Origin of the sequence: Georhizobium sp. MAB10 (assembly GCF_045012825.1) — a bacterium.
Classification (GTDB): domain Bacteria; phylum Pseudomonadota; class Alphaproteobacteria; order Rhizobiales; family Rhizobiaceae; genus Georhizobium; species Georhizobium profundi.
The window spans coordinates 133,455-157,827 of sequence record NZ_CP118314.1 but is presented as its reverse complement, the minus strand read 5'-3'; the positions used below and the strand labels follow the sequence as shown (position 1 = coordinate 157,827).

Genomic DNA, 24,373 nt, shown 5'->3' with positions numbered 1-24,373 from the left:
GGATTGACCACGGATGTACTGGCAGTTACGGCTGATCGTTGAGGAAGCGGGGTTCTACACAGACCCCGCTTTTTTCTTGCCCGGATTTCAGTCGCCGGCTTCCTGCCTTTGCGCGATGAAGAACGCCTTGAGGCGGTCGATGTCCGCCGGCGTCCAGCCCTGCGGCTCCGTCACTTCCATCCAGCCATCGATGTAATGCTCATGCGCATAGACGTGGCCGTACCCGATCGGCGCGGTGGTCGCCGCCATGAGATCGACGGTCAGTTGCAGGAACGTGATGACCGGGAACCAGCGGAATTCGTCGGCAACGTCCGGGCCGCGCGGCGACTGCATCCAGGACGGCTCGCGGTAGACGCTCGGTGGATCGAAGAACGTCACCGGGTCGCTGGCATATTGCAGATAGACAATCCTGAGCGGGCCCCACGGGGCCTCCGCCTCGTCGAGCGTGTTCGTCTGGTTGGTGAAGCGCACGACCGAGCCGTCCCGGAACCTGGGAAGCCATGCGGGGCTGCCGGGATTGCGGTCGGCCGTCAGGTTGCGCCAGGTGGCGGTGGAGAACGGCGGGCCGCTCCAGAGGGCGCCCTGGAAGGGATCGCCGATCACATCATAGAGATCGACGGAAAGGTCGGAATTGAGGGCCCCAAGGCTCAAGCCGTAGAGATAAAGGTTCGGCCGTCCATCCGCCGGCAATTGCCGCCAATAATCGTAGACCAGATCGAAAAGCGCGCTTGCCGTGTCGGCCCCGTAGCCCGGCTCGAAGAGCAGCGAAAGCCAGCTCGTGAGGTAGGAATACTGAACCGCAACGCTCGCGACGTCTCCGCGCAGGAGATATTCGAGCGAATCCATGGCGGCGGGGTCCACCCATCCGGTGCCCGTCGGTGTGATGATGACGAGATTGGTGCGCTCGAAGGCATCGACACGGATCAGCTCGTCAAACGCAAGCCGTGCCCTTTCCTCGATCGTCTCGGCGGAATTCAGCCCGACGAAGACGCGGATGGGCTCTTCGACGGCGCTGTCGCCGGTAAATTCCGCGATCTCCGCGGCGCTCGGCCCGGTAGCGACGAACTCGCGGCCCCGGTTCCCAAGATCCTCCCATGTGACGAGCGATGCCGTGCTGCCGGTCTTTAGAGCAAGTTGCGGGCGCGCAAGGGCATCGTCGACGAGGGCATCGATCTGTTGAAACGAGGCGTCAGCGGCGCGCAGTCCGAACCGGAAGAGCACGCCGTCGACCAGCGCCCAGAACACCGCTGCCGCCAGAATGAGCCCCAGCACGTTCGACACCCGCCGCGGGATGAAGCTCTTCAGTTTTTGCGCGAAGATGTGGTTCACCGTCTTGAAGATGCGCGCGATAAGCAGCAGCAGCGCAAAGATGGCGAGCGCGATGAGGCCCACGCGGAAGGGCTGGACCGTGTCGACCGGCGGCAATTCCATCAGCCGGCGAATGGCGTTCTGCCAATCGGAGGCGAGCCAAAGATAGGTGAAGGCCACGATGCCGCACAGCACCGAGACGACGCGCAGCGCACGGCGGGTGCGGTCCTCGTCGAGCTCGGGCAATTCAAGATAGGACCAGAGCCATCGCCCGAAGCTTCCGATTCCATAGCCGGCCGCCATGGAGCACCCGGAGAGAATGCCCTGCATGAGAAAGTCGCGCGGCAAAAGGCTCGGCGTCAGCGAGGCTGCGAAGAACAGCGTCCCGACGATAAGGCCGGTGGAGCAGGGAGCGTGCAGGAATGTCCGACGGATCTGGAGCATTGGGTGGGACTAGAGCAGCGTTGCGAGCAAGTACATGGGCAGCTTATCGGCCGGCCTTGCAGCGTGCCGATTTTGGGCCCCTTGGCAAGAACGGTGTTGCGCGATCACGCGATGGCCACCATTCGCAGGCAAGGAGGGCGCCATGGTTGGAGTGCCGCCGCGCCGCAAACCATACTCTTGCCCCGAGGCTCAACGTGCGTCTGATTGCCCTCCCTTTGCTTCTGGCGACCAGCATCGCCCTGTCCGCCTGTGCGTCGACCGGCGAAACCGAGCCGGAAAACCTGCCGGCAGCGGAGCGCGCCGGCCTCATGGAGCGGCTTGGCACCTCGCTCAGTTCCGCCTGCGGCCCGACTGCCGGCTGTTATGGGCTGGCACTGCGCTTTGCCGGTTTCCTTTGGGAGTATCGCGATAGCTTCTCGGTCCAGACGCGCGTCTATCGCTGCGTCGGGCAGTATGCGCTAGGCGCCGGCTATCGCTGGGGCGTGCGCCGATTCGTGTCGGAGATCGACGATGAAGCCCAGGCGACGTCCATGGTGACCTATCTCTACGAGTGCGCGGTGCCGGAATGGGCCCGCGCCTGGTTCGATGGTGAGGAAGACGTGGCTCCGGTGCCGCCCGGCGAGATCGCACCGCCGCCGGGCGAGACCAGACCAAGGCCGGCAACGCTTGCGCCGATGCCTGGGGCACCGGCGGACCCAGCTGCGCTGGCACCCCAGACTCCGGCTGCGACGCCCGCGATTGGGCCAGCGGCTCCATCCACTCCCACCACGACGCGGCAGACCGGCGCAGCCGAGCGCACATCGGTCATCGGTCCGCCCATGCCGCCATCTGGTGCGGCAGGCCGCCCGCGTGTCGCACCGCCGACGGCTTCCGAGGCACCGGCAGCACCGCGGCCACAGGCGATCGGTCCAAATCGTCCTGCGCCAGCAACCACGCCTTAACCACACGGATCGTTGATGCGCCGCTTGGCGCCCGCCTTTAGCAATTACCAAGGTGCGCAGGCTTAGTGTCGCTCCACCGATTGGAGACGACCGAGATGACGATCCCTGCACCGCAGCACCCTGACCGCGTCGACTGGCCCGGCCGTGTCGATTGGCCCGCCCGTGTCGACTGGGTTGACCATGCCAAGGGCATTTCGATCTTGCTGGTCGTGATGATGCACTCGGTGCTCGGCGTTGAGGCGGCGATGGGCGTTCCCGGCTGGCTGCACCCGGTCGTCGAATTCTGTCGGCCGTTCCGCATGCCGGCCTTCTTCCTGATCTCGGGACTGTTTCTCGCGCGCACCATCGATGCGCCGTGGGGCCGTTACATCGACCGGAAGGTCGTGCACTTCGCTTACTTCTACGTGCTGTGGCTGACCATCCAGTTCGCATTCAAGGGCCCGGGCATCGCCATGGAAGAGGGGGCGGGTGCAGCGCTCGGCGCCTATCTCACGGCGTTCTTGCAGCCCTTCGGCACGCTGTGGTTCATCTATATCCTGCCGGTCTTCTTCCTGTTCACCCGGTTGGTGAAGGGCTTGCCGGTCTGGCTCGTGCTCGCCTGGGCGGCAATCATGGAAATCATGCCGATCGCGACCGGCAGCGTGATCTTCGACGAGTTCGCCGCGCGATATGTCTATTTCTTCGCTGGCTACGCGCTGGCAACGCGGGTCTTCGCCTTCGAAGGCTGGACCGCGCGCAACGGGGCAATGACCGCCGGAGCCCTTTGCGTCTGGGCTTTGGTGAATGTTGCGCTGGCCTTCGGTATCGCACCCGCAGCACTCGCAGGCTACGCCCAGGCGTTCACTTGGGAAGACAAGGCGCCGAAATGGGCCGACCTTCCCGGCATCTCGCTGTTGGCAGGGAGCATCGGCACGCTCGCCGTGATCGCGATCTCCGGTCTGCTCGCCCGGGTTTCACGGGCCAACGGGCTGCGCTGGATCGGCGCCCACTCGATCGTGATCTATCTCGCTTTCTTCCTGCCAATGGCGATCGCCCGCGTCATCCTGATCCGCCTCGGGATCATCACCGATGTCGGCACGATATCGCTGCTCGTCTGGGTCGCAGCGGTCAGCGGCCCGATCGTCTTCTACATGATCGTCCAGTGGACGGGCTTCGGCCGTTTCCTGTTCGAGCGGCCAACCTGGGCGAGGCTTTCAAACGAGGGCGGCCGGCAAAAAGCCGACCGCATGGTTCCCGGAGAATAGGGCGGGAGCCGGCTCAGGCCGGCTGGTTTGCCAATGCATCCATGATCCGGATCCAGGACCGGATGCCCTTGTGGAACGATGTCAGCTCGTATTTCTCGTTCGGCGAATGGATGCGGTCGTCGGCAAGACCGAAGCCGACGAGCAGCGAATCCATGCCGAGCAGTTTCTGGAAATCGCCGACGATCGGGATCGACCCGCCCATGCCGATCATCACCGCAGGCCTCGGCCACTCGCCGGAAAGCGCATCCTTGGCCGTGTTCAGAAGCGGCGAATCATAAGGCAGCTGGATCGCCGGCGAGCCGCCATGCTCGTGGAAGCTGACGGTGCAATCCTCCGGAATGCGCTCCTCGACGAATTTGCGGAACGCGGCGCGCACCTTCGCCGGATCCTGTGCGCCGACGAGGCGGAACGAGACCTTGGCAGACGCCTGCGCCGCGATGACGGTCTTGAAGCCTTCGCCCGTATAGCCACCCCAGATGCCGTTCACTTCCGCCGTGGGGCGGGCCCAGGTGAGTTCGTGCACCGAGCGGCCTTTTTCACCGGCAAGTTTCTTCAATCCGACTTCGCCGAGGAAGTCTTCGGCAGAACGCCCGAGCTTGTCCCAGATCGCCTTGATCTCGTCAGGCGTCTCCTCGACGCCGTCGTAGAAGCCCGGGATCGTGATCCGGCCGTCGGCATCGCGCATTTCGGCAAGAATCGATGAGAGGATGTGGATCGGATTGGCGGCCGCTCCGCCGAAATAGCCCGAATGCAGGTCGCGGTCTGCGGCAGTGATGGTGATCTCTTCGCCGACGAGCCCGCGCAGGCCTGCCGAAATGGCCGGCGTTTCGGCGTCCCACATATTGGTGTCGCAAACGAGCGCGAAATCGGCCTTCAACTCAGCCGCATTGGCTTCGAGGAAGGGCTTGAGCGACGGGGAGCCGGATTCTTCCTCGCCTTCGAACAGGATCGTGACGCGGACCGGCAGCTTTCCGGCCGTCTCGCGCACCGCACGGCAGGCCTCGACGAAGGTCATCAGCTGACCCTTGTCATCGGCAGCGCCGCGGCCGGTGATGACTTTGCGGCCCGACTTCGCCTCGCGCACGGCCGGCTCGAAAGGGTCGTTTTCCCAAAGGTTCAGCGGGTCGACCGGCTGAACGTCGTAATGGCCATAGAAAAGGACATGCGGGGCAGCTTCACCCGCTTCGTCGTTGTGCGCCACCACCATCGGATGGCCCGGCGTGTCGCGCACCGATGCGTCGAAACCGATTGCCGACAGTTCCGCGACCAGCCAGGCAGCCGCCTTGCGGCACTCGTCCTTATAGGCGGGATCGGTGGAGATGGAGCGGATGCGGATGAGATCGAACAGACGCTCCAAGCTTGCCGGAAGGTTGGCGTCGGCGCGCTCGAGCGCAGGTGCGGACAGGGACATTGGACGGATCCTCGCAAGATTTCAAAGCAACTGATTTGCGTGGGACCATAGCCGCGTCCGGCCAAAAGAAAAGCCGCCGCGACGGGGGGCGGTGTCGCGACGGCTTCCTATAGATCGGACAAAGGCCCGGAGAGGGGGATGAGGCCTTTGTCCCTATGTCCGGCAGTGGCGGGGGACAAGCCAGTAGAGCCGGACACCGGCAATTTTCGTGTTGCCGATGAGATAGATTTGGCTCTGTGAATATGGCGATTCAAGGATGACGAAGATTACAAATTGGTAACGTGTGCGTGAACGTTTGCCGCTTACTACGCGTTACTTGGCTGCTCTTCCAGATGAACCTTAATCGCCTTCTTCCGGGTCCTGCCGCTTGAGCTCGTCCAGCACGGGCATCGACGTGATGTGATATCCCGAATCGACGAAATGCACTTCGCCCGTCACGCCACGCGACATGTCGGACAGGAGATAAAGCGAGGACGCGCCCACATCGTCGATCGTGACGGTGCGCCGCATGGGTGAATTGCGCGCCTGGTAGCTGAACATCACCCGCGCATCGGCAATGCCGGCGCCGGCCAGCGTGCGCACGGGCCCCGCTGAAATCGCGTTCACGCGAATCTGCTTCGGACCGTAATCGGCAGCGAGATAGCGAACGCTTGCCTCGAGGGCTGCCTTGGCGACACCCATGACGTTGTAGTTCGGCATGACGCGGGTGGAGCCGGCATAGGTGAGCGTCAGAAGCGAGCCGCCTTCGTTCATCATGGCCGCAGCGCGCTTGGCGACTTCGGTGAAGGAGAAGCACGAGATCACCATGGTGCGGGAGAAATTGTCCCGCGTGGTGTCGGCATAGAGTCCCTTCAGTTCATTCCGGTCCGAAAAGCCGATGGCGTGCACGACGAAGTCAAGTGTGCCCCATTTTTCCTTCAGCGTATCGAACACGGCATCGACCGTTTCAATCTGCTCCACGTCGCACGGCAGAAGAATGTCGGAGCCGAGCTCGGCGGCAAGCGGCTTCACGCGTTTGCCGAATGCATCGCCCTGATAGGTGAAGGCAAGTTCCGCGCCGGCAGCGCGCAGTGCCTTGGCAATGCCCCAGGCGATGGAATGGTTGTTGGCGACCCCCATGATGAGGCCGCGCTTTCCGTTCATGATGTCGGTCTTCATGCGATCGATCCTGCCTTCAGCCTTCGTAGCGCTGGAAGACCAGCGTCGCGTTGGTGCCGCCGAAGCCGAAGGAGTTCGATAGAACCCGATCGATCTTCACGTCGTCGCGGCGTTCGGTCAGGATCGGCATGCCTTCGAACTCGGGATCGAGCGTCTCGATATGGGCGCTCTTGCCGAGGAAACCCGCCTGCATCATCAGAAGCGAGTAGATCGCCTCCTGCGCGCCGGCCGCACCGAGCGAATGGCCGGTGAGCGATTTCGTCGACGAGATGAAGGGGATCTTGTCGCCGAAGACTTCGCGGATCGCGCCGATCTCCTTGCTGTCGCCGACGGGCGTCGATGTGCCGTGGGTGTTGATGTAGTCGACGGGACCATCGACCGTCTTCAACGCCTGGCGCATGCAGCGCACGGCACCTTCGCCGGATGGAGCGACCATGTCGTAGCCGTCCGACGTCGCGCCGTAGCCGACGAGTTCGGCATAGATCTTCGCGCCGCGTGCCTTGGCGTGTTCCAGTTCTTCCATGACGAGAACGGCGGCGCCGCCGGCGATGACGAAGCCGTCACGGTTGGCGTCATAGGCGCGCGAAGCGGATTCCGGCGTGTCGTTGTACTTCGACGACATGGCGCCCATGGCGTCGAAGAGGTTAGACATGGACCAGTGCAAATCCTCGTGGCCGCCGGCAAAGACGACGTCCTGCTTGCCGAGCTGGATGAGTTCGGCGGCGTTGCCGATGCAATGCGCCGACGTCGAGCATGCCGACGAGATCGAATAGTTGACGCCGTGGATCTTGAACCAGGTGGCGAGCGTCGCCGAAGCGGTGGACGACATCGCCTTCGGCACCGCGAACGGTCCGATGCGCTTGGGACTGCCGTTCTTGAGGGTGATGTCGGCCGCTTCCACGATGGTGCGGGTGGACGGGCCGCCCGAGCCCATCACGATGCCGGTCATCTCGTTGGTGATGTCGCTCTGTTCGAGCCCGGCGTCGTCGATCGCCTGCTGCATGGCGACATGGTTCCACGCGCCGCCCTGCGAGAGGAAGCGCGCTGCACGACGATCCACCAGTTCGCTCGTATCGATCTTGGGCGAACCCCAGACCTGGCAGCGGAAGCCGTGTTCGGCAAAGTCCTCGGAGCGGGAAATGCCCGAACGGGCGTCCCGAAGCGACTGCGTGACCGCCTCCTGATCGTTGCCGATCGAGGACACGATGCCGAGCCCGGTCACAACCACACGTCTCATCTGGAAATTCCTTCTGTCATCCGTCCGGTGGACTGGCCGCATCGTCGGGCCAGTCCCACCCGCGCCAAGCCTGGTCTCAGGCGGTCTTGTCCTTGAACAAGCCGACCCTGAGGTCGCTGGCTTTATAGATGGTTTCGCCATCCGCCTTCAGCCAGCCTTCGGCGATACCGAGCACCAGGCGGCCGCGCAGCACGCGCTTGAAGTCGATGCCGTATTCGACGAGCTTCGTCTCGGGCGTGACCATGCCGGTGAACTTCACTTCGCCGGTGGAGATCGCCCGACCACGGCCGGGCTCGCCGAGCCAGCCGAGGAAAAAGCCGGTCAGCTGCCACATGGCGTCGAGTCCGAGGCAGCCGGGCATGACCGGGTCGCCCTGGAAGTGGCACGGAAAGAACCAGAGATCCGGCTTGATATCGAACTCCGCGCGCACGAAGCCTTTGCCGAACTCACCACCCGTTTCCGATATCTCGGTGATCCTGTCGAACATCAGCATCGGCGGCAGCGGCAGCTGCGCGTTGCCCTGTCCGAACAGCTCCCCACGGCCGCATCGCAGGATGTCCTCGTAATCGTAACTGGATTTCTTATCCATGAAGGCTTGCATCTCCTCGGCGCGCCGCTCGCTCGAAATCTTCCCCTACGTCAGTTCGACGGGAGCGGCCGACCCTATCATACCGTTGCCGCGGGATTGAACCCTCGGCAATTCGCGCCCACCGCTTAACCGAACTTTATCCCAAGCACCAGTGCGCGAGGCGTCCAGGCCGGGTGTCGATGCGCGTGAAAGTGGGCTCTATTGCATGCGCTTGCCGGAAAAGTTATATCCGTAGCAAGGATTGACCCTGATAATGAGTGCCATGACCGCGACGCCGAATGCCATGGAAGCCGTATCTTGCCCGACGCGCTCGATCGACGTGCGCCTGCGCGACGCAGGTCTACGCCCGACGCGGCAGCGCATTGCGCTGGGCGGGCTTCTGTTCGCCAAGGGCGACCGGCATTTGACGGCTGAAGACCTGCACGAGGAAGCGGTTCGCGCCGGCGTCCAGGTCTCGCTCGCGACCGTCTACAACACGCTCCATCAGTTCACCGAGGCGGGCATGCTGCGCGTTCTCGCTGTCGAAACGGCCAAGACTTATTTCGACACCAACACGTCGGACCATCATCACTTCTTCGTCGAAGGCGACAGCGAAGTGCTGGACATTGACACGGGCGACGTCGAGGTCGGCAATCTGCCGGAGCCACCAGAAGGCATGGAAATTGCCCATGTCGACGTGATCATCCGGCTGCGGAAAAAGACTTAGTCCGTTCCGGTACGGTCAGGGGTTGCAAGGATCGTCGCGAAGCGTCGATCCTTTTTCGTTTCAGCGGAATGCTTCGCCCGGATAGGCGCCCCAGATTTCCTGCTGCGAGACCCAGCCCGATGCGCCATCGACCGTGCTTTCGCACCAGTTCCCATCGCAGCCATTGACGCGCAGAACGACGCCGGGCGCGAGCTTGGCGACGAGGCGTCCACGCGCTTCGCGATCACCATACATCTCGACATAGACGTCCTCGCCGCGATTGCGCATCCACGGTGCGGCGATCGCGGTGCGCTCGCCCGAAAGCAGCGCCTGGTTGATCCAGCCCTCGGCGCCTTCCGCGTCGCGGACCTTGCGCCAGTTGTCGTACTCCTGGATGACTTCCATGGGCATGCCGGAGCGGGTGTAGCGCCACGAGATGGCGTAATCGATCCCCGGGCCTACGCGCATGTTGACCTTCGCGGCCTTGAGGCTGACGAACCGCGGCAGCGGCAAGCCGCTCGCTCCACGGTTGGCCGATTGAGCCTGCGCAAGCGTCGCCCCTGCTGTCATCGCCAGCGTGAGCACGAGCGTGGGCAGAAGTTTTGCAATCATCGACTTACGCAAGATTTTCAACTCCCAAGGGTGCCGATCGAGCCTCATGCTCCCGGTGTGCTCCGACGCCGCGGGCGGCGGACACGAGACGGCGCCGACTTTTGTTTGTCATCGCCGGGCTGTCTGGTAGAAGCGAGGTTCCAGGGAGAAAGTGTCGCTGAGTTTGGTTAACGCGCTCTCAACAAGAAGGGGCCTGATACAAGATGGCGATCCGAAAGCGGCCTAAGGTCTTCATTACGCGCAAATTGCCGGATCCGGTCGAAACGCGCATGCGCGAATTGTTCGATGCGCATCTCAACATCGAGGACCGCCCGCTTGCCCAGCCCGAACTCGTCGCCGCCATGCGCGAGAGCGACGTGCTGGTGCCGACGGTGACCGACCGCATCGATGCGGCGATCATCGAGCAGGCCGGAGAGAATCTGAAACTGATCGCCAATTTCGGCAATGGCGTCGACAATATCGATATCGACGCTGCGGCAAGGCGCGGCATCACCGTCACGAACACGCCGAACGTGCTCTCCGAAGACACGGCCGACATGACCATGGCGCTGATTCTTGCCGTGCCCCGTCGCCTGACCGAAGGTGCGCAGATCCTGACGACCGACGATGGCTCCTGGCAGGGCTGGTCGCCCACCTGGATGCTCGGCCACCGCATCTGGGGCAAGCGGCTCGGCATTGTCGGGATGGGCCGCATCGGAACCGCGGTCGCACGCCGGGCAAAGGCGTTCGGCCTGTCGATCCACTATCACAACCGCCGGCGCGTCAGCCAGCAGACCGAGGACCAGCTCGAGGCAACCTATTGGGACAGCCTCGACCAGATGCTGGCGCGCGTCGACATCGTATCCGTCAATTGCCCGTCGACGCCGGCGACGTTTCACCTCCTGTCGGCGCGACGCATCGCGCTGATGAAGCCCGGCGCCTACATCGTCAACACGGCTCGAGGAGGGATCATCGACGAGGCGGCCCTGATCCAGGCGCTGAAGGATGGCGCGATTGCAGGCGCAGGGCTCGACGTCTTCGAGCACGAACCGGCCGTCGATCCGAAGCTCATCAAGCTGGCGGAAAGCGGCCGCGTCGTGCTGCTACCCCACATGGGGTCGGCGACCGTCGAGGGTCGCATCGACATGGGCGAGAAGGTCATCATCAACATCCGCGCCTTCGTCGACGGCCATCGGCCGCCCGACAGGGTGCTGCCCGGCCGCAACTGATTTCAGCAGAAAGCTGGAATTAGCGCACGATCAGCGTGCCGGCGCCATGTTCGGTGTAGAGTTCGAGCAGCACCGAATGGGCGACCTTGCCGTTCAGGATGACGACGCCTTCGACGCCCGCCTCAATGGCCTGAATGCAGGTTTCGACCTTCGGGATCATGCCGCCCGAGATCGTTCCGTCGGCGATCAGCGCATGGGCTTCGGCAACTGACAGTTCCTTGATCAGCTCGCCCGACTTGTCGAGCACGCCCGGAACGTCGGTGAGGAACAGCAGGCGCGTTGCATTGAGCGAGCCAGCGACCGCACCGGCAAAGGTATCGGCATTGATGTTGTAGGTATGACCGTCGCGGCCCGGTGCGACGGGCGCGATGACGGGAATCATTTCCGATTTCGCCAGAAGGTCGAGAAGCGTGCGGTCGACCTCGACCACCTCGCCGACGAATCCGAGATCGAGAACCCGCTCGATGTTGCTGTCCGGATCGATGATGGTCTTCTTGGCCTTCTCGGCGAAGACCATGTTCCCGTCCTTGCCGCAAAGACCGATCGCCCACTCGCCCTCGGCGTTGATGAGCGCGACGATTTCCTTGTTGATCGAGCCGGCCAGCACCATCTCGACGATCTCGACCGTTTTCTGGTCGGTAACCCGAAGACCGCCTTCGAATTTAGATTCGATGCCCATCTTCGTCAGCATCGCGCCGATCTGCGGCCCGCCGCCATGGACGACGATCGGGTTGACGCCGGACTGCTTCAAAAGCGCGATGTCGCGCGCGAAAGCCTGGCCCAGTGCCGCGTCGCCCATGGCATGTCCGCCATATTTGACGACGATCGTGCGGTTCTCGTAGCGCTGCATATAGGGCAAAGCCTGCGACAGCAGTTCCGCTTTGATCTGGCTGTTGTTTTCGCTGTCTGCCATGTCGCTGTGCTCTCGGCTGCCCTCAAGGTTTGCCGGCTTTTAGACGGATTGCCCCTCTGCCGCAATGTGCTTGACCACAAAGGGCTGCGCTGCCTTTGCGCCACGATGTGGGTGTCATCGGCCCGCATCTGCGCTAGATCAGAGAAGTGCGGGAAATAGAATTGGCCAGGCAATGACGCAGGACATCGAAGCGTTGATCGCTCGCGTCGCGCTTCGCGACCGGTCAGCCTTTGCCGAGCTCTACCGAAAGACCAGTCCGAAACTTTTTGCCGTGTGCCTGCGTATTCTGATCGATCGGGCCGAGGCCGAAGAGGCACTGCAGGAAGTCTACGTGAAAATCTGGCAGCGGGCCGACCGTTTCGCGATCGGCCGCGCCGGAGGGATGACGTGGTTGTCGGCGATTGCCCGCAACCACGCGATCGACGTCATCAGGGCGCGAAAGCCGGTTGCACGCGACATCGATGATGCGGTCGCCGTTGCCGATCCGTCCCGCAATCCCGAAGAGGCGGCTCTGGCCGCCAGCGAGGGACGGCGGATCGAAGATTGCCTGCAGGAGCTGCCGGAGGACAGGGCCCAGGCGGTGCTCAAGGCCTATGTGGAGGGCTTGAGTTACGAAGAACTGGCGCGTCATTATGGCGTGCCGCTGAACACGATGCGAACCTGGCTACGCAGGTCGCTCATCAAGCTGAGAGAATGCCTGGAACGATGAACGCGGCCGGTGACGACGACACGGATAGGTTGGACGGCGACGACGAGACGCTCGCCGGCGAATACGCGCTCGGCGTCCAGGATCTGGCGCTCCGCAAGGAGCTCGAGGCGCGCATTGCGCGCGACCAGGGATTTGCGGAACGCGTCGCCCGCTGGCAGGCGGATTTCGCCGCCATCGATGACGCTCTTCCCGCGTCCGCCCCGCCGCGCGACCTTTTCGCCCGCATAGAAGGCCGGATCTTCGGCGTTCCAACTGCACGGCCGGGACGCTTTGCATCTCTCTGGCAATCCGTCGGTCTGTGGCAGGGACTGGCTGCGGCGTCCCTGGTCGCGGTGCTCGCGCTCGGCGCACTGCTTTGGCAGGGAAGCTGGTCGGCACAGGCCCCGAACGCTTTGATTGCCGAGCTGTCCGCGGTTGGCGACGCGCCGGTCGATCTCGTCGCCCATTATGACGGCGGTTCTGGGCGCATGCAGTTGATGGCTGCCTCGCTGAGCGCCGACGATGCGCGCGTGATGGAACTGTGGCTGATCGAGACGGCCGATGCCGCGCCCGTCTCGCTCGGCGTTGTCGGGCGGGATGGAGAAGGCGTTATGGTGATCGAGGCGCCGATGCGCGCGCGGCTTTCCGAAGGCGCCGTGCTGGCCGTCAGCCTGGAGCCGCAGGGCGGTTCGCCGACGGGCCAGCCGACCGGCCCGGTGATCGCGAGCGGCGAAGTCCGGCGCCCTTGATCAGGGCAATATGCCGGTAGCTGCGGTGGCCGAACAAATTTGCTGCACGCGGCTGAAACTTTCTGAAAACCGCACCCGTACATCCAAGCGCGAACCCCATCAGGTCCGCCGCTGCCATGCTGTCCGGATGCGGCGCGGCCTGCACCCTCCGTCATGTGAGCACCCAACGCACTCCAACGCATGGCGGAGGGGACCTTCGCGCCCCAGGAATGCGAAACGCTCGTCACGCGCAGTTGAAGAAGCGTAATTCGCCTTCCGGCTGGCCAGTGCGTATATTCGTATCAAGACAGCGGTTGCGATTTGGGCCCGCAGAGGAGTGATCATGATGACGCGACGCAATTTTCTGCTTTCGGGAGCCGCGCTGGCAATCGCCTCCGGCATCGGATTTTCGATCACACGGCGCATGGAAGCCCATGCTGCCCCTGAAGGCACTTTCGAGCTGACGCGGACCGAAGAGGAGTGGCGCGCGATGCTCAGCCCCGAGCAATATTCCGTGCTGCGCGAAGAGGCGACCGAGCGGCCATTCACCAGCCCGCTGAACGACGAAAAACGCGCTGGCCTCTTCCACTGCGCCGGCTGCGATCTTCCCGTCTATTCCTCCACGACGAAATACGACAGCGGAACCGGCTGGCCGAGCTTCTGGGACTCGTTGCCGGATGCCATCGGCACCAAGGCCGACAATTCGCTTTTCATGACCCGCACGGAATGCCACTGCCGCCGCTGCGGCGGGCATTTCGGCCACATCTTCGACGATGGCCCGCAGCCGACCGGCAAACGGCATTGCTTGAATGGCGTCGCGCTCGTCTTCAAACCTGGCGAAACCACGCCGGCCTGAGGATAGACCTCGGCTTAAACGGCAATCAGCACGAACGCCGTCACGGAAATGAGGACCCAGGAGACTGCGCCCAGCGCAAGCGGGCGGAGCCCCTTGGCTCTTAGCTTTCCGATGTCAGTCATCAGCCCCATCGCCGCCATGGCTGCGGCGAGAAGGAGCGACGTTGATGCTGAAGCGGCGGTGCTGACGGTCTCAGGCAGCGCAATGGCGCTGTTCAGCGCCACCATCGCCAGAAAGCCCAGCACGAACCAGGGCATCGGCACCCGTGCCGGCTCGACCGCTTCCACGCTGCTCGAGTCCCGCCTCGCACGCCCGCGCCAAGCGGCCCAACAGCCGAGCGACAGCACAAGCGGCGCGAGAAGCATCACGCGGCTGAGCTTGGCAATCGTGCCGCTTTCCAGCGCCTGCTCGCCGCCCTGGAGCGCCGCGGCGAGAACCTGCGCCACCTCATGGATCGCCGCGCCGGTCCAAAGCCCGTAATCGTCGCTTCCCATTCCGCTCACCGCAGCGATCAGCGGAAACAGGACCATAGACAGCGACCCGAAGAGCGTGACGCAGGCAACCGCGTAAGCGACGTCCTCGTCGCTGCCGCGCGTCACGGTGTTCGTGGCGAGAATGGCGGAGGCACCGCAGATGGACGTGCCGGCGGCAATCAGCTCGGCCAGTTTCCGGTCGACACCGAGCAGGCGCCCGGCCAGGCGGGTGAAGAAAAAGCTGGCGATGACCGTAGCCAGGATGATGAGAACGCCGCGCCCGCCCACCGAGATGACTTGCGCAATGGTCAGCTGCAGACCGAGCAGGACGATCGCGAAGCGCAGCACCGGCCGAAGCGCAAATTGCAGCCCCGGCTCTGCGGCGATGGGTGGTCTAATGATGAGGCGACCGACAATGCCGAGCACGATTGCCACGATCAGCGGGCTGAGAAACGACAGCCCGGAAGCGGCCACGATCCCGTAGGCGAGCGCCGCAATGGCAAAACTCAATGCTAGCCCCGGCAGGAGGCGCGTTGTCGCGACCAATCCGCCGCGGCGAGCCGAACCATCCTTGCGATGCGTAGCGACGGCAGCGGTGGGCGAAGGTGCAAGCGACATTGACTGGGCTGGTCCGAGAGTTGCGACAACCCCTTATCCACCCGCCGCATTCGATCGATCCATCGAATAGTTTTTGTATGTTCGTTCGATTTCTCTTGTTATCGTGGTCTGGGGAGATCCAAATGACACTCGAACAGCTGCGCATATTCCTGGCGGTGGCCGCCCATCAGCACGTGACCCGTGCAGCCGAGACGCTTCACCTGACGCAATCGGCCGTCTCGGCGGCCATCTCTGCGCTTGAGACGCGCCACGACGTGCGGCTCTTCGATCGCGTCGGCCGCCGCATCGAGCTGACGGAGACGGGCCGCCTTCTGGTGCCGCAGGCCGAGGCTGTGCTGGCAGCGGCGGAAACCGCCACGCTGATGCTGGCCGACGTGGCGGACACCACGACGGGCCGCGTCCGCATCCATTCCAGCCAGACGGTTGCGAGCTATTGGTTGCCGGAGCGGCTTGTGCGGTTTCACGAGCGTCACCCGGGCGTGGCAATCGAACTGACCGTCGCCAACACGACCCAGGCGGCGCTCGCCGTCATGGAAGGCAAGGCCGACCTCGGCGTTGTCGAATCATCCGTCGCGCGGCCCCATCTGACCACCAACGTCGTTGCAACCGATCAGCTCGTCGTGGTCGTGGCGCCGGGTCATCCCTTTGCAACCGCGCAAAAGCTGCCCGTGGCCCGGCTGAAGGAGAGCGACTGGATCCTTCGCGAACACGGCTCGGGAACGCGTGCCGAGTTCGAGGACTGGCTTGAGGACAAGGGCGGCGCGCTCGACGATCTCACCGTGACGTTGGATCTGCCATCCAACGAGGCGGTCCTGGCGGCGATCATGGCGGGGAGCAGCGCCACTGTCTTGTCGAAGCGCGCAGCCATGGCCGCATCCGCCGCGGGTCTCGTTACGATGTTGCCGCTCGAAGGCGCCGAACGCCAGTTCTTCGTGATCCGCCACAGCGACCGCCACCGCACCCGCGCGACGCTGGAACTGGAACGACTGCTGATGGAAGAGGCGGCACCTCGGCCAGATCGCTGACCAGAGGGCCGAACCGAATCACAGCAGCGTCGTGACGACGAGCCAGAGCGCGGCGCTCGCCCGATAGAACATCTGACCTGCTGCACCGGCCTGCGCAGCGCCTCGCCAGACGGCGATCGTGATGAAGATGTTGTAGGGCATGGTCATGAAGTAGATCACGAGGATCAGCGGCGTCGGATAATCCTGCGCCAGCAACAGCATAGCCGCGACGAATGTCGCCAGCGTCAGGCTCGTGCCCGTCAGCATCATGTCGCGCCAGAAAACGGTCTCGATGCGCGCGGTTCCCGATAGCCGACTGTGCACGAAAGCCTTCAGGGATGGCATGCATCAGCCTTTGAGTGTCCGGATGCTGGGGAGGCGGTATCGCCGATGGGTACCGGTGAGCGCCCTCCGGCATAAGACACCGGACTACATGCGTAGCAATAGGAGGATTTGAAAATGGCGCGCCCGAAAGGATTCGAACCTCTGACCCCCAGATTCGTAGTCTGGTGCTCTATCCAGCTGAGCTACGGGCGCGTTGGCGGTGGATCCGGTGGATCGACCGCGACGGCGCTTACCTAAAACGTAGCCGGGGGGAATGCAAGCGCGGTTCGGGAAAAAATTGGATGAGGTCGAACTGTTCTCTTATGGGCACATCGTGCGGCCTGCAGATCAAGCCCTGCTGGGCCCGTGGATCTACGGCCAGCGCAGCTGCATGCTCATACGTTGCACGGGGGTGGCAAGGCGACGATCAGGGGATCTGTTGGCGATCCTGGTCGAGCCGGTGCTTCGGGCGGTTGCGAAAAGCGGCGATCGGCAGGGGCTGGTCGGGCAGGACGATGGCGAAGATCGTGCCGGGGCCGTTGCTTTCCACCAGCTTCAGGTCGCCGCCATGGGCAAGCACGAGCTCGCGCGCGATGGTAAGGCCGAGACCCGTGCCGCCGGGCCGGGTCGATCCGCGAAACGCCTTGAAGAGATTGGCCCGTGCGCCGGCCGGCATGCCGGGACCCGTGTCCTCGACCATGATCGTCACCACGCTGCCTTCGCGCCTGGCGGCCACGCGGATGCGCTTTACAAGTGCTGCGTCGCCTTCGAGGCTCTTCAGCGCCTCGACAGAGTTGCGGGAGAGGTTGTGGATGACGCGGAAGAGCTGCTCGCTGTCGGCTTCCACCTCGAGCCCGTCGGGCATGTCGATCACGAAATCGATCTCGAAGGTGGGGTCAACGGCGGTGATGTCGCGCACGTCCTCGATCAGCCGCTTCAGATCCAGCCAGCGCCGCTTCGGCGTCGCTTCGCGCGCGCGGCCATAGGCGAGCACCTCGTTCGAATAGGAAACGGCGCGGTCGATGGTGCGCAGAAGCTTCGGCGCGAAACGTTGCACGATCGGATCGTCGACGCCGGCGAGGCGGTCCGAGATGAGCTGCGCGGAGGCGAGGATGTTGCGCATGTCGTGGTTGATCTTGGAGACGGCGAGGCCGAGATCGGCGAGGTTCTTCTGTTCCTTCAGCGTGTGCTGCAATTCCTGCTGCATGGAGGCGAGATGGCGCTCGGCCTGGCCAAGCTCGTCATCGCGCGTGCTGGGGCGGATCACGCGCGCGGGCTCGTCCGGTGCCTCGGCAAAGGCCTGCATGTTGGCCGTCATGCGCCGGATCGGCCGGATCAGAAGCGCATTGATGGCAAAGAACACGAAGCCCGCAGTGATGAAGGAGATGACGAGCGACAGGATGAGGACGTTCCGGGCATAAACCAGCATCGCCGTCTTCAGCGGCCGTTCTTCCATCACGATCTCGATCATCGTGCCCGGATCGCCGGCAACCGGGCCGAAGACACGGATGATCCGGTCGCTGCCATGGACGAGCGTTCCGATGGCATCGCCGATAGCTGTCAGCGGCCCCACATCGGAGAGATCATATTGCATGTCGACGGTCGGCGGCACCTGCGTGCTGGCGATCAGGCGCGAGGAGCCTGCACGCCGGAGCGCGATGGCCTTGGTGCCGGTGCTCATCAGGGTGTCGGTCTGGACCGGCTGGGGAAGGTCCATCTCGTCGAAGCCTTCGACGACGATGCTGGCGGAGGCAGCCGTCGCGAGCTTGTCGGACAACCAGCGCAGCCGCATGTTCGAGACGGAAGGGACGAAGATCAGCACTTCGGCGATCATCACGAAAAGGATCGTCAGGAAGAGGAGCTTGCTGGAGAGCCCCCGGCCGAGCCGGATCTCATCGTCCCCACCAGGTGTCCGCGCCTCTTCCTTCGCTGAAACGCGGCCGGGCGGCGTGACGTCAGGGGGCGGGATATCCGCTTCGCTCATGTCCTATCCATATGCACCGTTCCCCGCGCAGCAGCAGCCCGAACCATCAGCCGAAGCGACGCAGAAAGGCCAGGAGCTTGCGCACGAAAGGCTTGCGCGTCATCGGTGCATAATAGGAGATCGCCGCACGTTTTCCTATCTCGCTCATGGTCGGATAGGGCGCAATGAAACCGCGCAGATCGTTGAGCGTCATCTTCTTCGACAATGCGAGCGCATAGAGATTGATCATCTCGCCGGCGCCGTGGCCGACGATGCCGACGCCGAGGATCACCCCGCGCTTTCCCGCCACGATCTTGATCTCGCCGCCCGTGCGGCGCTCCGCTTCGGCGCGATCGTTTTGCGCGTAGGGCCAGCGCTGGATCGTGATGGTGTGGCCGGCCTTGCGCGCCTCTTCCTCCGTCAGGCCGATCTGGGCCAGCTCCGGGTCCGTGAAGGTGACGCGCGGTATCACCGAGCGGTTCTCCTTGGCCGGCACGCGGAAGAGGATTTGCTGCAGGACGAGGCCCGCATGGTAGTTCGCCACATGGGTGAATTGCAGGCCGCCCGCCACCGCATCGCCGATTGCGAAGACGCGGCTGTTGCTCGTCTTGAGCCCGCTGCCGACCTTGATGCCGCGTTGATCGAATGTGATGCCGGCTTCCTTCAGGCCGAGATTGTCGACCTGAGCGGCGCGCCCCACCGCGACGAGCAGGTGACTTGCCGTAACAGAGGTCTCTTCGCCATCTATCCGGTAGGCAATCGAAACGGATCCGTCACCGCCCTTGCTCGCCCTCAGAATTTCGATGTTTTCGAGCACGGCGATGCCATCCGCTTCGAGACGGCGCGTAACGATCCGGGCAAGTTCGGGATCCTCCTTGCTGAGCAGCGTGCCCATTTCGAGAATGGTGACGGCGCAGCCGAGGCGACGATGGGCCTGCGCCATCTCGACGCCGATCGGCCCACCACCGATAACGATCAGATGCTCCGGCCGGGTGGTCAGCGAAAACAGCGTTTCATTGGTGAGATAGTCGACGTCCGCGAGACCGGAGATGTCCGGCACGCGCGGTTTCGAACCCGTGGCAAGCACGAAGCGCCGGGCGCGGATCGTCTGGTCGCCGGCCACCACGGTGCGGGCATCGGTGAACCGCGCTTCCGCCTGGATGACGTTGACGCCCAGCGCCCGGAAGCGCTCGACGGAATCATTCGGCGCGATCGCCCCGATCACCTCATGAATGTGGGCGTTGACCCTGGCGAAGTCGATCTCGGGCTCGCCGGCGAAAACACCGAAATGCGGCGCCTCGCGGATGGCTTCGGCATGTTTGGCCGCGGCGATCAGCGCTTTGGAGGGAACGCAGCCATAGTTCAGGCAGTCGCCACCCATCTTGCCCTTTTCGATGAGAACGACCGAAACGCCGAAGGAGGCGGCAGCGGCGGCAACCGTCAGGCCGCCCGAGCCTCCCCCGATGACGCAGATGTCGGGTTTCAGAACGGCGCTCGCTGCACTCTTGGACGTCATGATGTTTCCTTCATCGCTTGCGCATCTCTAGATCAGTCTCGGCTTTGCGCGAAGGGCCGGAAACGCATGCGACGCTTCAGGTCTTGGTGTGGCGGGTCACGCGTTTGACGATCAGCGGAATGGCGGCAACGGCTGCCAGGGCCGCGAAGGCCAGCGTGATCTGCGGCGTGACCAGATCGCCGAGCGACAGCGTCGTGCCGGCTTCGCTGGCCGCAACGAGCACGCTGTCGAGGCCGGAGCCGAGATAGGAATAGGCGAAAGTGCCCGGCAGGATGCCGATCAGTGTCGCCATCACGAAGGTGCGGGTGCTGACGCCGAAGAAGGCCGGGGCGATGTTGACCAGGAAGAAGGGGAAGATTGGCGCGAGCCTCAGGATCAGCAGATAGGAAAAGGCATCCTTGCGAAAGCCATCGGCAAAACGCGCGAGGCTTCCGCCCGCGCGATCGCGCAAGGTCGGGCCAAGCGTGCTCCGGGCGGCGAGGAACAGCAGCGTCGCACCCGTGGTCGCGGCAACTGCCGTCAAGGCGCCCCCGGCCAGCCAGCCGAAAAGAAAGCCGCCGAAAACGGTGAGAACCGATGCCGCGGGGAACGCGACCGCCACCGCCAGCGCGTAGACGCCGAGATAAGCTGCGGCGGCAAGAAGGAAGTTGGCTGCGACGAAGCCCTGCAACTGGTCGCGATGATCGGCAAGCGCGTTTAGCGACAGATAGTCCTGGAGCCCGAATGCGTAGCCGAGCGCCAGACAGGCAAGGATGGCGACTGCTGGCAGAAAGCGGCTGAGAGCCCGTCCGGTCATGCGCCGCTCCGATCCATGTCCTTCACGACCTTGCGCGTCCTGCCCTTCGGCATCGAAAGCCGAATTGGCGGTCGGATAGGGGCTGTGCTGCTTCACGTGAGGCGATCCTTTAGCGGGTATGACCATCATCGGGCTACAGCGAAAAGAGCGCAGAGGCCAATGACATGCGCTCGCTTTGCCAAACGTCTGCGTGATGGGGGCGTGTCCGGTCACCGCGGCAAAGCCCGGGCGAGATTGACTTTGAGGGCCCTTCTTGCCTATAAGCCGGCCACATTCGTGCTCGGTCGGGGCGCTCCCAAGGGAGCTGAACGTGCCGCGAGACGGATGATCCATCGCAACGCTTCTGTTTCGACAGACCAAGAAGGGCCGCACCCCGCGGTATCTAAATAAATGACAAAGCGTACATTTCAGCCTTCCAAACTCGTGCGCAAGCGCCGTCACGGCTTCCGCGCACGCATGGCCACCGCAGGTGGCCGCAAGGTACTCGCAGCACGTCGCGCACGCGGCCGCAAGCGTCTGTCGGCTTGATCGGCCTGTTGCCCGCTTTTGATTGAAAAGGCTGGCACATGCTCGACGACAAGCCGAAAGGAAATCCGCAACGGTTGAAACGCCGTGCCGATTTCGTCGCCATGAAGACCGGGCAAAAACACAAGGGCCCGTTCTTCCTTCTCGAGACGAGGTCTCGTGGAGATGATGAGCCGCCGCGCGTGGGCTTCACACTGACGAAGCGCCAGGGCAACGCGGTTGAGCGCAACCGCATGAAGCGCCGTTTGCGCGAAGCAGTGAGGCTCTCGGGAGCCGCAGCGATGAAGCCTGGGGTCGACTATGTGCTGGTCGGCCGCCGCGACATGCTCTCTGCGCCCTTTTGTCGCTTGACGGCAGCCATCAAAGAACGCATCGAAGGGCCGCGCTCCCAGAGCCGGCCGAAAACAGGTTCGGTCAAGGACACGTAGGGTCAGCGCAAACGCCGCTTCGACGGCGGTGCGGCAGTGGCTCGATCAAGCCGCGCCCACGGCGGAAATCCAGGAAAGCAGGATGCAAAACAACCGCAATTACTTCATCGCAATAGCGCTTTCCGTGCTTGTGCTGATCGTTTGGCAGTTCTTCTACATCAACCCGCGCATCGAGGCCGAACGACAGGCCGCCGGCCAGCAGCAGGAAGCCGTGACGCGCGACCCCAGCCCAGGCGTCGAAGGTGTGCCTGCACCTGCCGCCGGTCAAGCGCCGGACGCAGCCTTGCCTGGTGGGGCAGGTGGTCTCGAAGTCACCGCAGTCAACCGCGATGCCGCGATCGCCGCGAGTGAACGCGTTGCCATCGACACGCCGTCGCTCACCGGCTCGATCAACCTGACCGGCGCGCGCTTCGACGATCTGCGCCTGAAGGGCTATCGCGAGACCGTCGATGACGACAGCCCGATCATCACGCTTTTGTCTCCTGCCGCAATCGAAACCGGTTACTTCGTCGAGCTTGGCTATGTCGGCAGTGAAGCGGCGGGCCCCGTCCCGGGTGCCGACACCGTCTGGGAAGCCGAGGCGGGCGCCGAACTGACGCCGCAGACGCCCGTCACGCTGACCTTCGACAACGGCCAGGGTCTCGTCTTCACCCGCACGATCTCCGTCGACGACGACTTCATGTTCCAGGTCGACGATACGGTCTCCAATACCAGCGGTGAAACCGTATCACTCGCCTCCTATGGACGTTCGACCCGCTTCTCTAAGCCGACCACGCCATCGATCTTCGTTCTGCATGAAGGCCTTCTCGGCTTTTTCGGCGATGCCGGCCTGCGCGAAATCGACTATTCGGACGTCGAGGAAGATGGCATCATTTCCGTCGAGCAGGCGTCCGCCGGCTGGATGGGGATCACCGACAAGTACTGGGCAACCGCGCTCATCCCGGATCAGGCGAACCCCTTCGTCTCGCGCTTTGCCTATTTCGGCGAAGGCCGTGCCCGTTATCAGACCGATTTCCGCTCCGACGCCCTGACAATCCCGGCCGATGGCACGGTGGAAGTTGCGAACAAGGTGTTTGCCGGTGCCAAGCAGGTGCCGATCATCGACGGCTACCAGGATCAGTTCCAGATCCCGAGCTTCGATCTGATGATCGACTGGGGCTGGTTCTATTTCATCACCAAGCCGCTTTTCTACCTTCTCGACTTCTTCTACCGCCTCCTCGGCAATTTCGGCGTCTCGATCCTGATCACCACTGTCCTGATCAAGCTCGTCTTCTTCCCGCTTGCCAACAAGAGCTACGTCTCGATGGCGAACATGAAGAAAGTTCAGCCGAAGATGGAGGAGATCAAGAAGAAGCACGGCGACGACCGCATGGCCATGCAACAGGCCATGATGGAGCTCTACAAGACCGAGAAGATCAATCCGATCGCCGGTTGCTGGCCGGTGCTCCTGCAGATCCCTGTGTTCTTCGCGCTCTACAAGGTTATCTACGTCACGATCGAAATGCGTCATGCGCCCTTCTTCGGCTGGATCCAGGATCTGTCCGCGCCCGATCCGACGTCGATCTTCAACCTCTTCGGCCTCCTGCCTTACGATGTGCCGGCATTCCTACTCATCGGCGTGTGGCCGCTGATCATGGGCGTCACGATGTTCCTGCAGATGCGCATGAACCCGACCCCTCCGGATCCGACGCAGCAGATGATCTTCAACTGGATGCCGGTGGTCTTCACCTTCATGCTGGCAACCTTCCCGGCCGGTCTGGTCATCTACTGGGCCTGGAACAACACGCTCTCGATCCTCCAGCAGGGCTTCATCATGAAGCGCCAGGGCGTGAAGATCGAATTGTGGGACAATCTGCGCGGCCTCTTCCGCCGCAAGCCGAAGCCCGCCGAATAAATTTTCGACCATCGAGAACCCCGGGCATCCGGGGTTCTCCTTTTTCGACGCGGCGCGCGAAAGGAAAAGCCTGTGACTGCCGAAAGCACGCTCGCCGACACCAATCTCTTCCTGAAGCCGTGGATATTCATCCGCGGCGTGCCGGCCATGAAGTTCCTGCCGCCAGAGGGCCCACCGGAAATCGCCTTCGCCGGCCGTTCCAATGTCGGCAAGTCGTCGCTGATCAACGCGCTTCTGATCCAGAAGGGCCTCGCGCGCACATCCAACACGCCGGGTCGCACCCAGGAGCTTAACTATTTCGTCCCGGACGGCTATTCGGGCGCGGCCGACGATCTGCCGCCGCTGGCCCTGATCGACATGCCGGGCTACGGCTATGCCCAGGCGCCGAAGGAACAGGTCGACCAGTGGACGAAGCTTGTCTTCGACTATCTCCGTGGCCGCGCGACGCTGAAACGCGTCTATGTGCTGATCGATGCCCGCCACGGCATCAAGCCGAACGACGAGGAAGTGCTGGATCTGCTCGACAAGGCGGCCGTGTCCTATCAGCTCGTGCTGACCAAGACCGACAAGATCAAGGCCGCCGGCGTGCCGCGGCTGATCTCCGAAACGCTCGCCAAGATCGCCAAGCATCCCGCAGCCTTTCCGGAAGTGCTCGCGACCTCTTCGGAAAAAGGGGCCGGCATCGAAGAACTGCGGGCCGCCATGCTGCGCGCAGCGCGGGACTAGGCCAAAGCCTTTCGCCCTGCGGTCCACACGAAGTCGTGTTGGGGCGTGTCGCGTCGTGCATTGACGCCGGTTGCCCTCGCTTTA

At 63.4% G+C, this 24,373-nt stretch carries 24 protein-coding genes and 1 tRNA gene; 12 read left to right on the top strand and 13 right to left on the bottom strand.

Going from position 1 to position 24,373, the window contains the following annotated elements:
* Positions 1–87: 87 nt before the first annotated feature.
* Positions 88–1,752, bottom strand: coding sequence for an alpha/beta hydrolase (locus tag PU133_RS00765; RefSeq protein WP_404863101.1), 1,665 nt, complete (start codon positions 1,750–1,752; stop codon positions 88–90).
* A 194-nt stretch (positions 1,753–1,946) separates the two neighbouring features.
* Here PU133_RS00765 and PU133_RS00760 point away from each other — a divergent pair, with 194 nt between their 5' ends.
* Together PU133_RS00760 and PU133_RS00755 are read left to right on the top strand one after the other, a co-directional pair.
* Complete coding sequence (locus PU133_RS00760; RefSeq protein ID WP_404863100.1) at positions 1,947–2,693, top strand: hypothetical protein; 747 nt, start codon at positions 1,947–1,949, stop codon at positions 2,691–2,693.
* 212 nt (positions 2,694–2,905) lie between these two features.
* A complete protein-coding gene (locus PU133_RS00755) occupies positions 2,906–3,937 on the top strand; it encodes an acyltransferase family protein (RefSeq protein WP_404864609.1) in 1,032 nt (343 codons plus the stop codon).
* A gap of 13 nt (positions 3,938–3,950) precedes the next feature.
* Here the strand turns inward: PU133_RS00755 and PU133_RS00750 are convergent, their stop codons facing one another.
* The 4 genes from PU133_RS00750 to fabA all read right to left on the bottom strand — a co-directional run bounded on the left by PU133_RS00750 (position 3,951) and on the right by fabA (position 8,332).
* Positions 3,951–5,348 carry a dipeptidase gene (locus PU133_RS00750; RefSeq protein ID WP_404863099.1) on the bottom strand — a complete coding sequence of 466 codons (1,398 nt, stop codon included), beginning with the start codon at positions 5,346–5,348 and terminating at the stop codon, positions 3,951–3,953.
* Positions 5,349–5,687: 339 nt separating this feature from the next.
* Positions 5,688–6,506, bottom strand: coding sequence for an enoyl-ACP reductase FabI (gene fabI / locus PU133_RS00745; RefSeq protein ID WP_404863098.1), 819 nt, complete (start codon positions 6,504–6,506; stop codon positions 5,688–5,690).
* 16 nt (positions 6,507–6,522) lie between these two features.
* Positions 6,523–7,743, bottom strand: a complete 1,221-nt coding sequence (gene fabB / locus PU133_RS00740) for a beta-ketoacyl-ACP synthase I (RefSeq protein ID WP_404863097.1) — start codon at positions 7,741–7,743, stop codon at positions 6,523–6,525.
* A 76-nt stretch (positions 7,744–7,819) separates the two neighbouring features.
* Positions 7,820–8,332, bottom strand: coding sequence for a 3-hydroxyacyl-[acyl-carrier-protein] dehydratase FabA (gene fabA, locus PU133_RS00735; protein ID WP_151986936.1), 513 nt, complete (start codon positions 8,330–8,332; stop codon positions 7,820–7,822).
* Positions 8,333–8,594: 262 nt separating this feature from the next.
* Between fabA and irrA the strand changes: the two genes are divergently transcribed.
* Positions 8,595–9,038, top strand: a complete 444-nt coding sequence (irrA, locus tag PU133_RS00730; protein ID WP_404864608.1) for an iron response transcriptional regulator IrrA — start codon at positions 8,595–8,597, stop codon at positions 9,036–9,038.
* Positions 9,039–9,098: 60 nt separating this feature from the next.
* On the opposite strand, the gene PU133_RS00725 is transcribed toward irrA, so the two are convergent.
* Positions 9,099–9,629 (bottom strand): SH3 domain-containing protein, encoded by a 531-nt coding sequence (locus tag PU133_RS00725; RefSeq protein ID WP_126012563.1) that lies wholly within the window; start codon positions 9,627–9,629, stop codon positions 9,099–9,101.
* A 203-nt stretch (positions 9,630–9,832) separates the two neighbouring features.
* Here PU133_RS00725 and PU133_RS00720 point away from each other — a divergent pair, with 203 nt between their 5' ends.
* Positions 9,833–10,837, top strand: a complete 1,005-nt coding sequence (locus tag PU133_RS00720) for a D-glycerate dehydrogenase (RefSeq protein WP_126006869.1) — start codon at positions 9,833–9,835, stop codon at positions 10,835–10,837.
* A gap of 19 nt (positions 10,838–10,856) precedes the next feature.
* On the opposite strand, the gene argB is transcribed toward PU133_RS00720, so the two are convergent.
* Positions 10,857–11,750 (bottom strand): acetylglutamate kinase, encoded by an 894-nt coding sequence (gene argB, locus PU133_RS00715; RefSeq protein ID WP_126006867.1) that lies wholly within the window; start codon positions 11,748–11,750, stop codon positions 10,857–10,859.
* Positions 11,751–11,922: 172 nt separating this feature from the next.
* Here argB and PU133_RS00710 point away from each other — a divergent pair, with 172 nt between their 5' ends.
* The 3 genes from PU133_RS00710 to msrB all read left to right on the top strand — a co-directional run bounded on the left by PU133_RS00710 (position 11,923) and on the right by msrB (position 14,022).
* Positions 11,923–12,459, top strand: coding sequence for a sigma-70 family RNA polymerase sigma factor (locus PU133_RS00710; RefSeq protein ID WP_126006865.1), 537 nt, complete (start codon positions 11,923–11,925; stop codon positions 12,457–12,459).
* Positions 12,456–13,187, top strand: coding sequence for an anti-sigma factor domain-containing protein (locus PU133_RS00705; RefSeq protein ID WP_404863096.1), 732 nt, complete (start codon positions 12,456–12,458; stop codon positions 13,185–13,187). The genes PU133_RS00710 and PU133_RS00705 overlap by 4 nt, the downstream gene beginning before the upstream one ends.
* A 325-nt stretch (positions 13,188–13,512) precedes the next feature.
* Positions 13,513–14,022: a peptide-methionine (R)-S-oxide reductase MsrB gene (gene msrB, locus PU133_RS00700; protein ID WP_404864607.1), complete on the top strand. Its 510-nt coding sequence runs from the start codon at positions 13,513–13,515 to the stop codon at positions 14,020–14,022.
* A 14-nt stretch (positions 14,023–14,036) separates the two neighbouring features.
* Here the strand turns inward: msrB and PU133_RS00695 are convergent, their stop codons facing one another.
* Positions 14,037–15,113 carry a YeiH family protein gene (locus PU133_RS00695; protein WP_404863095.1) on the bottom strand — a complete coding sequence of 359 codons (1,077 nt, stop codon included), beginning with the start codon at positions 15,111–15,113 and terminating at the stop codon, positions 14,037–14,039.
* A 122-nt stretch (positions 15,114–15,235) separates the two neighbouring features.
* On the opposite strand from PU133_RS00695, the gene PU133_RS00690 reads away from it, so the two are divergent.
* Positions 15,236–16,138 carry a LysR substrate-binding domain-containing protein gene (locus PU133_RS00690; RefSeq protein WP_404863094.1) on the top strand — a complete coding sequence of 301 codons (903 nt, stop codon included), beginning with the start codon at positions 15,236–15,238 and terminating at the stop codon, positions 16,136–16,138.
* Between the two features lie 18 nt (positions 16,139–16,156).
* Here the strand turns inward: PU133_RS00690 and PU133_RS00685 are convergent, their stop codons facing one another.
* From PU133_RS00685 to PU133_RS00665, 5 genes are all read right to left on the bottom strand, one after another.
* Positions 16,157–16,462, bottom strand: coding sequence for a hypothetical protein (locus PU133_RS00685; RefSeq protein WP_404863093.1), 306 nt, complete (start codon positions 16,460–16,462; stop codon positions 16,157–16,159).
* A 115-nt stretch (positions 16,463–16,577) separates the two neighbouring features.
* A tRNA-Arg gene (locus PU133_RS00680) sits at positions 16,578–16,654 on the bottom strand.
* 214 nt (positions 16,655–16,868) lie between these two features.
* Complete coding sequence (locus PU133_RS00675) at positions 16,869–18,425, bottom strand: sensor histidine kinase (protein WP_404863092.1); 1,557 nt, start codon at positions 18,423–18,425, stop codon at positions 16,869–16,871.
* Positions 18,426–18,471: 46 nt separating this feature from the next.
* Positions 18,472–19,920, bottom strand: a complete 1,449-nt coding sequence (locus PU133_RS00670; RefSeq protein ID WP_404863091.1) for a dihydrolipoyl dehydrogenase family protein — start codon at positions 19,918–19,920, stop codon at positions 18,472–18,474.
* Between the two features lie 76 nt (positions 19,921–19,996).
* Complete coding sequence (locus PU133_RS00665; RefSeq protein WP_404864606.1) at positions 19,997–20,716, bottom strand: TVP38/TMEM64 family protein; 720 nt, start codon at positions 20,714–20,716, stop codon at positions 19,997–19,999.
* 390 nt (positions 20,717–21,106) lie between these two features.
* Between PU133_RS00665 and rpmH the strand changes: the two genes are divergently transcribed.
* The 4 genes from rpmH to yihA all read left to right on the top strand — a co-directional run bounded on the left by rpmH (position 21,107) and on the right by yihA (position 24,289).
* On the top strand, positions 21,107–21,244 hold the full coding sequence (gene rpmH, locus PU133_RS00660) for a 50S ribosomal protein L34 (protein ID WP_126006694.1): 138 nt from the start codon (positions 21,107–21,109) through the stop codon (positions 21,242–21,244).
* A gap of 38 nt (positions 21,245–21,282) precedes the next feature.
* Positions 21,283–21,669 carry a ribonuclease P protein component gene (gene rnpA / locus PU133_RS00655; protein ID WP_126006691.1) on the top strand — a complete coding sequence of 129 codons (387 nt, stop codon included), beginning with the start codon at positions 21,283–21,285 and terminating at the stop codon, positions 21,667–21,669.
* A gap of 82 nt (positions 21,670–21,751) precedes the next feature.
* Positions 21,752–23,563: a membrane protein insertase YidC gene (gene yidC, locus PU133_RS00650; protein ID WP_404863090.1), complete on the top strand. Its 1,812-nt coding sequence runs from the start codon at positions 21,752–21,754 to the stop codon at positions 23,561–23,563.
* A 72-nt stretch (positions 23,564–23,635) separates the two neighbouring features.
* Complete coding sequence (gene yihA / locus PU133_RS00645; RefSeq protein WP_404863089.1) at positions 23,636–24,289, top strand: ribosome biogenesis GTP-binding protein YihA/YsxC; 654 nt, start codon at positions 23,636–23,638, stop codon at positions 24,287–24,289.
* Positions 24,290–24,373 lie beyond the last annotated feature (84 nt).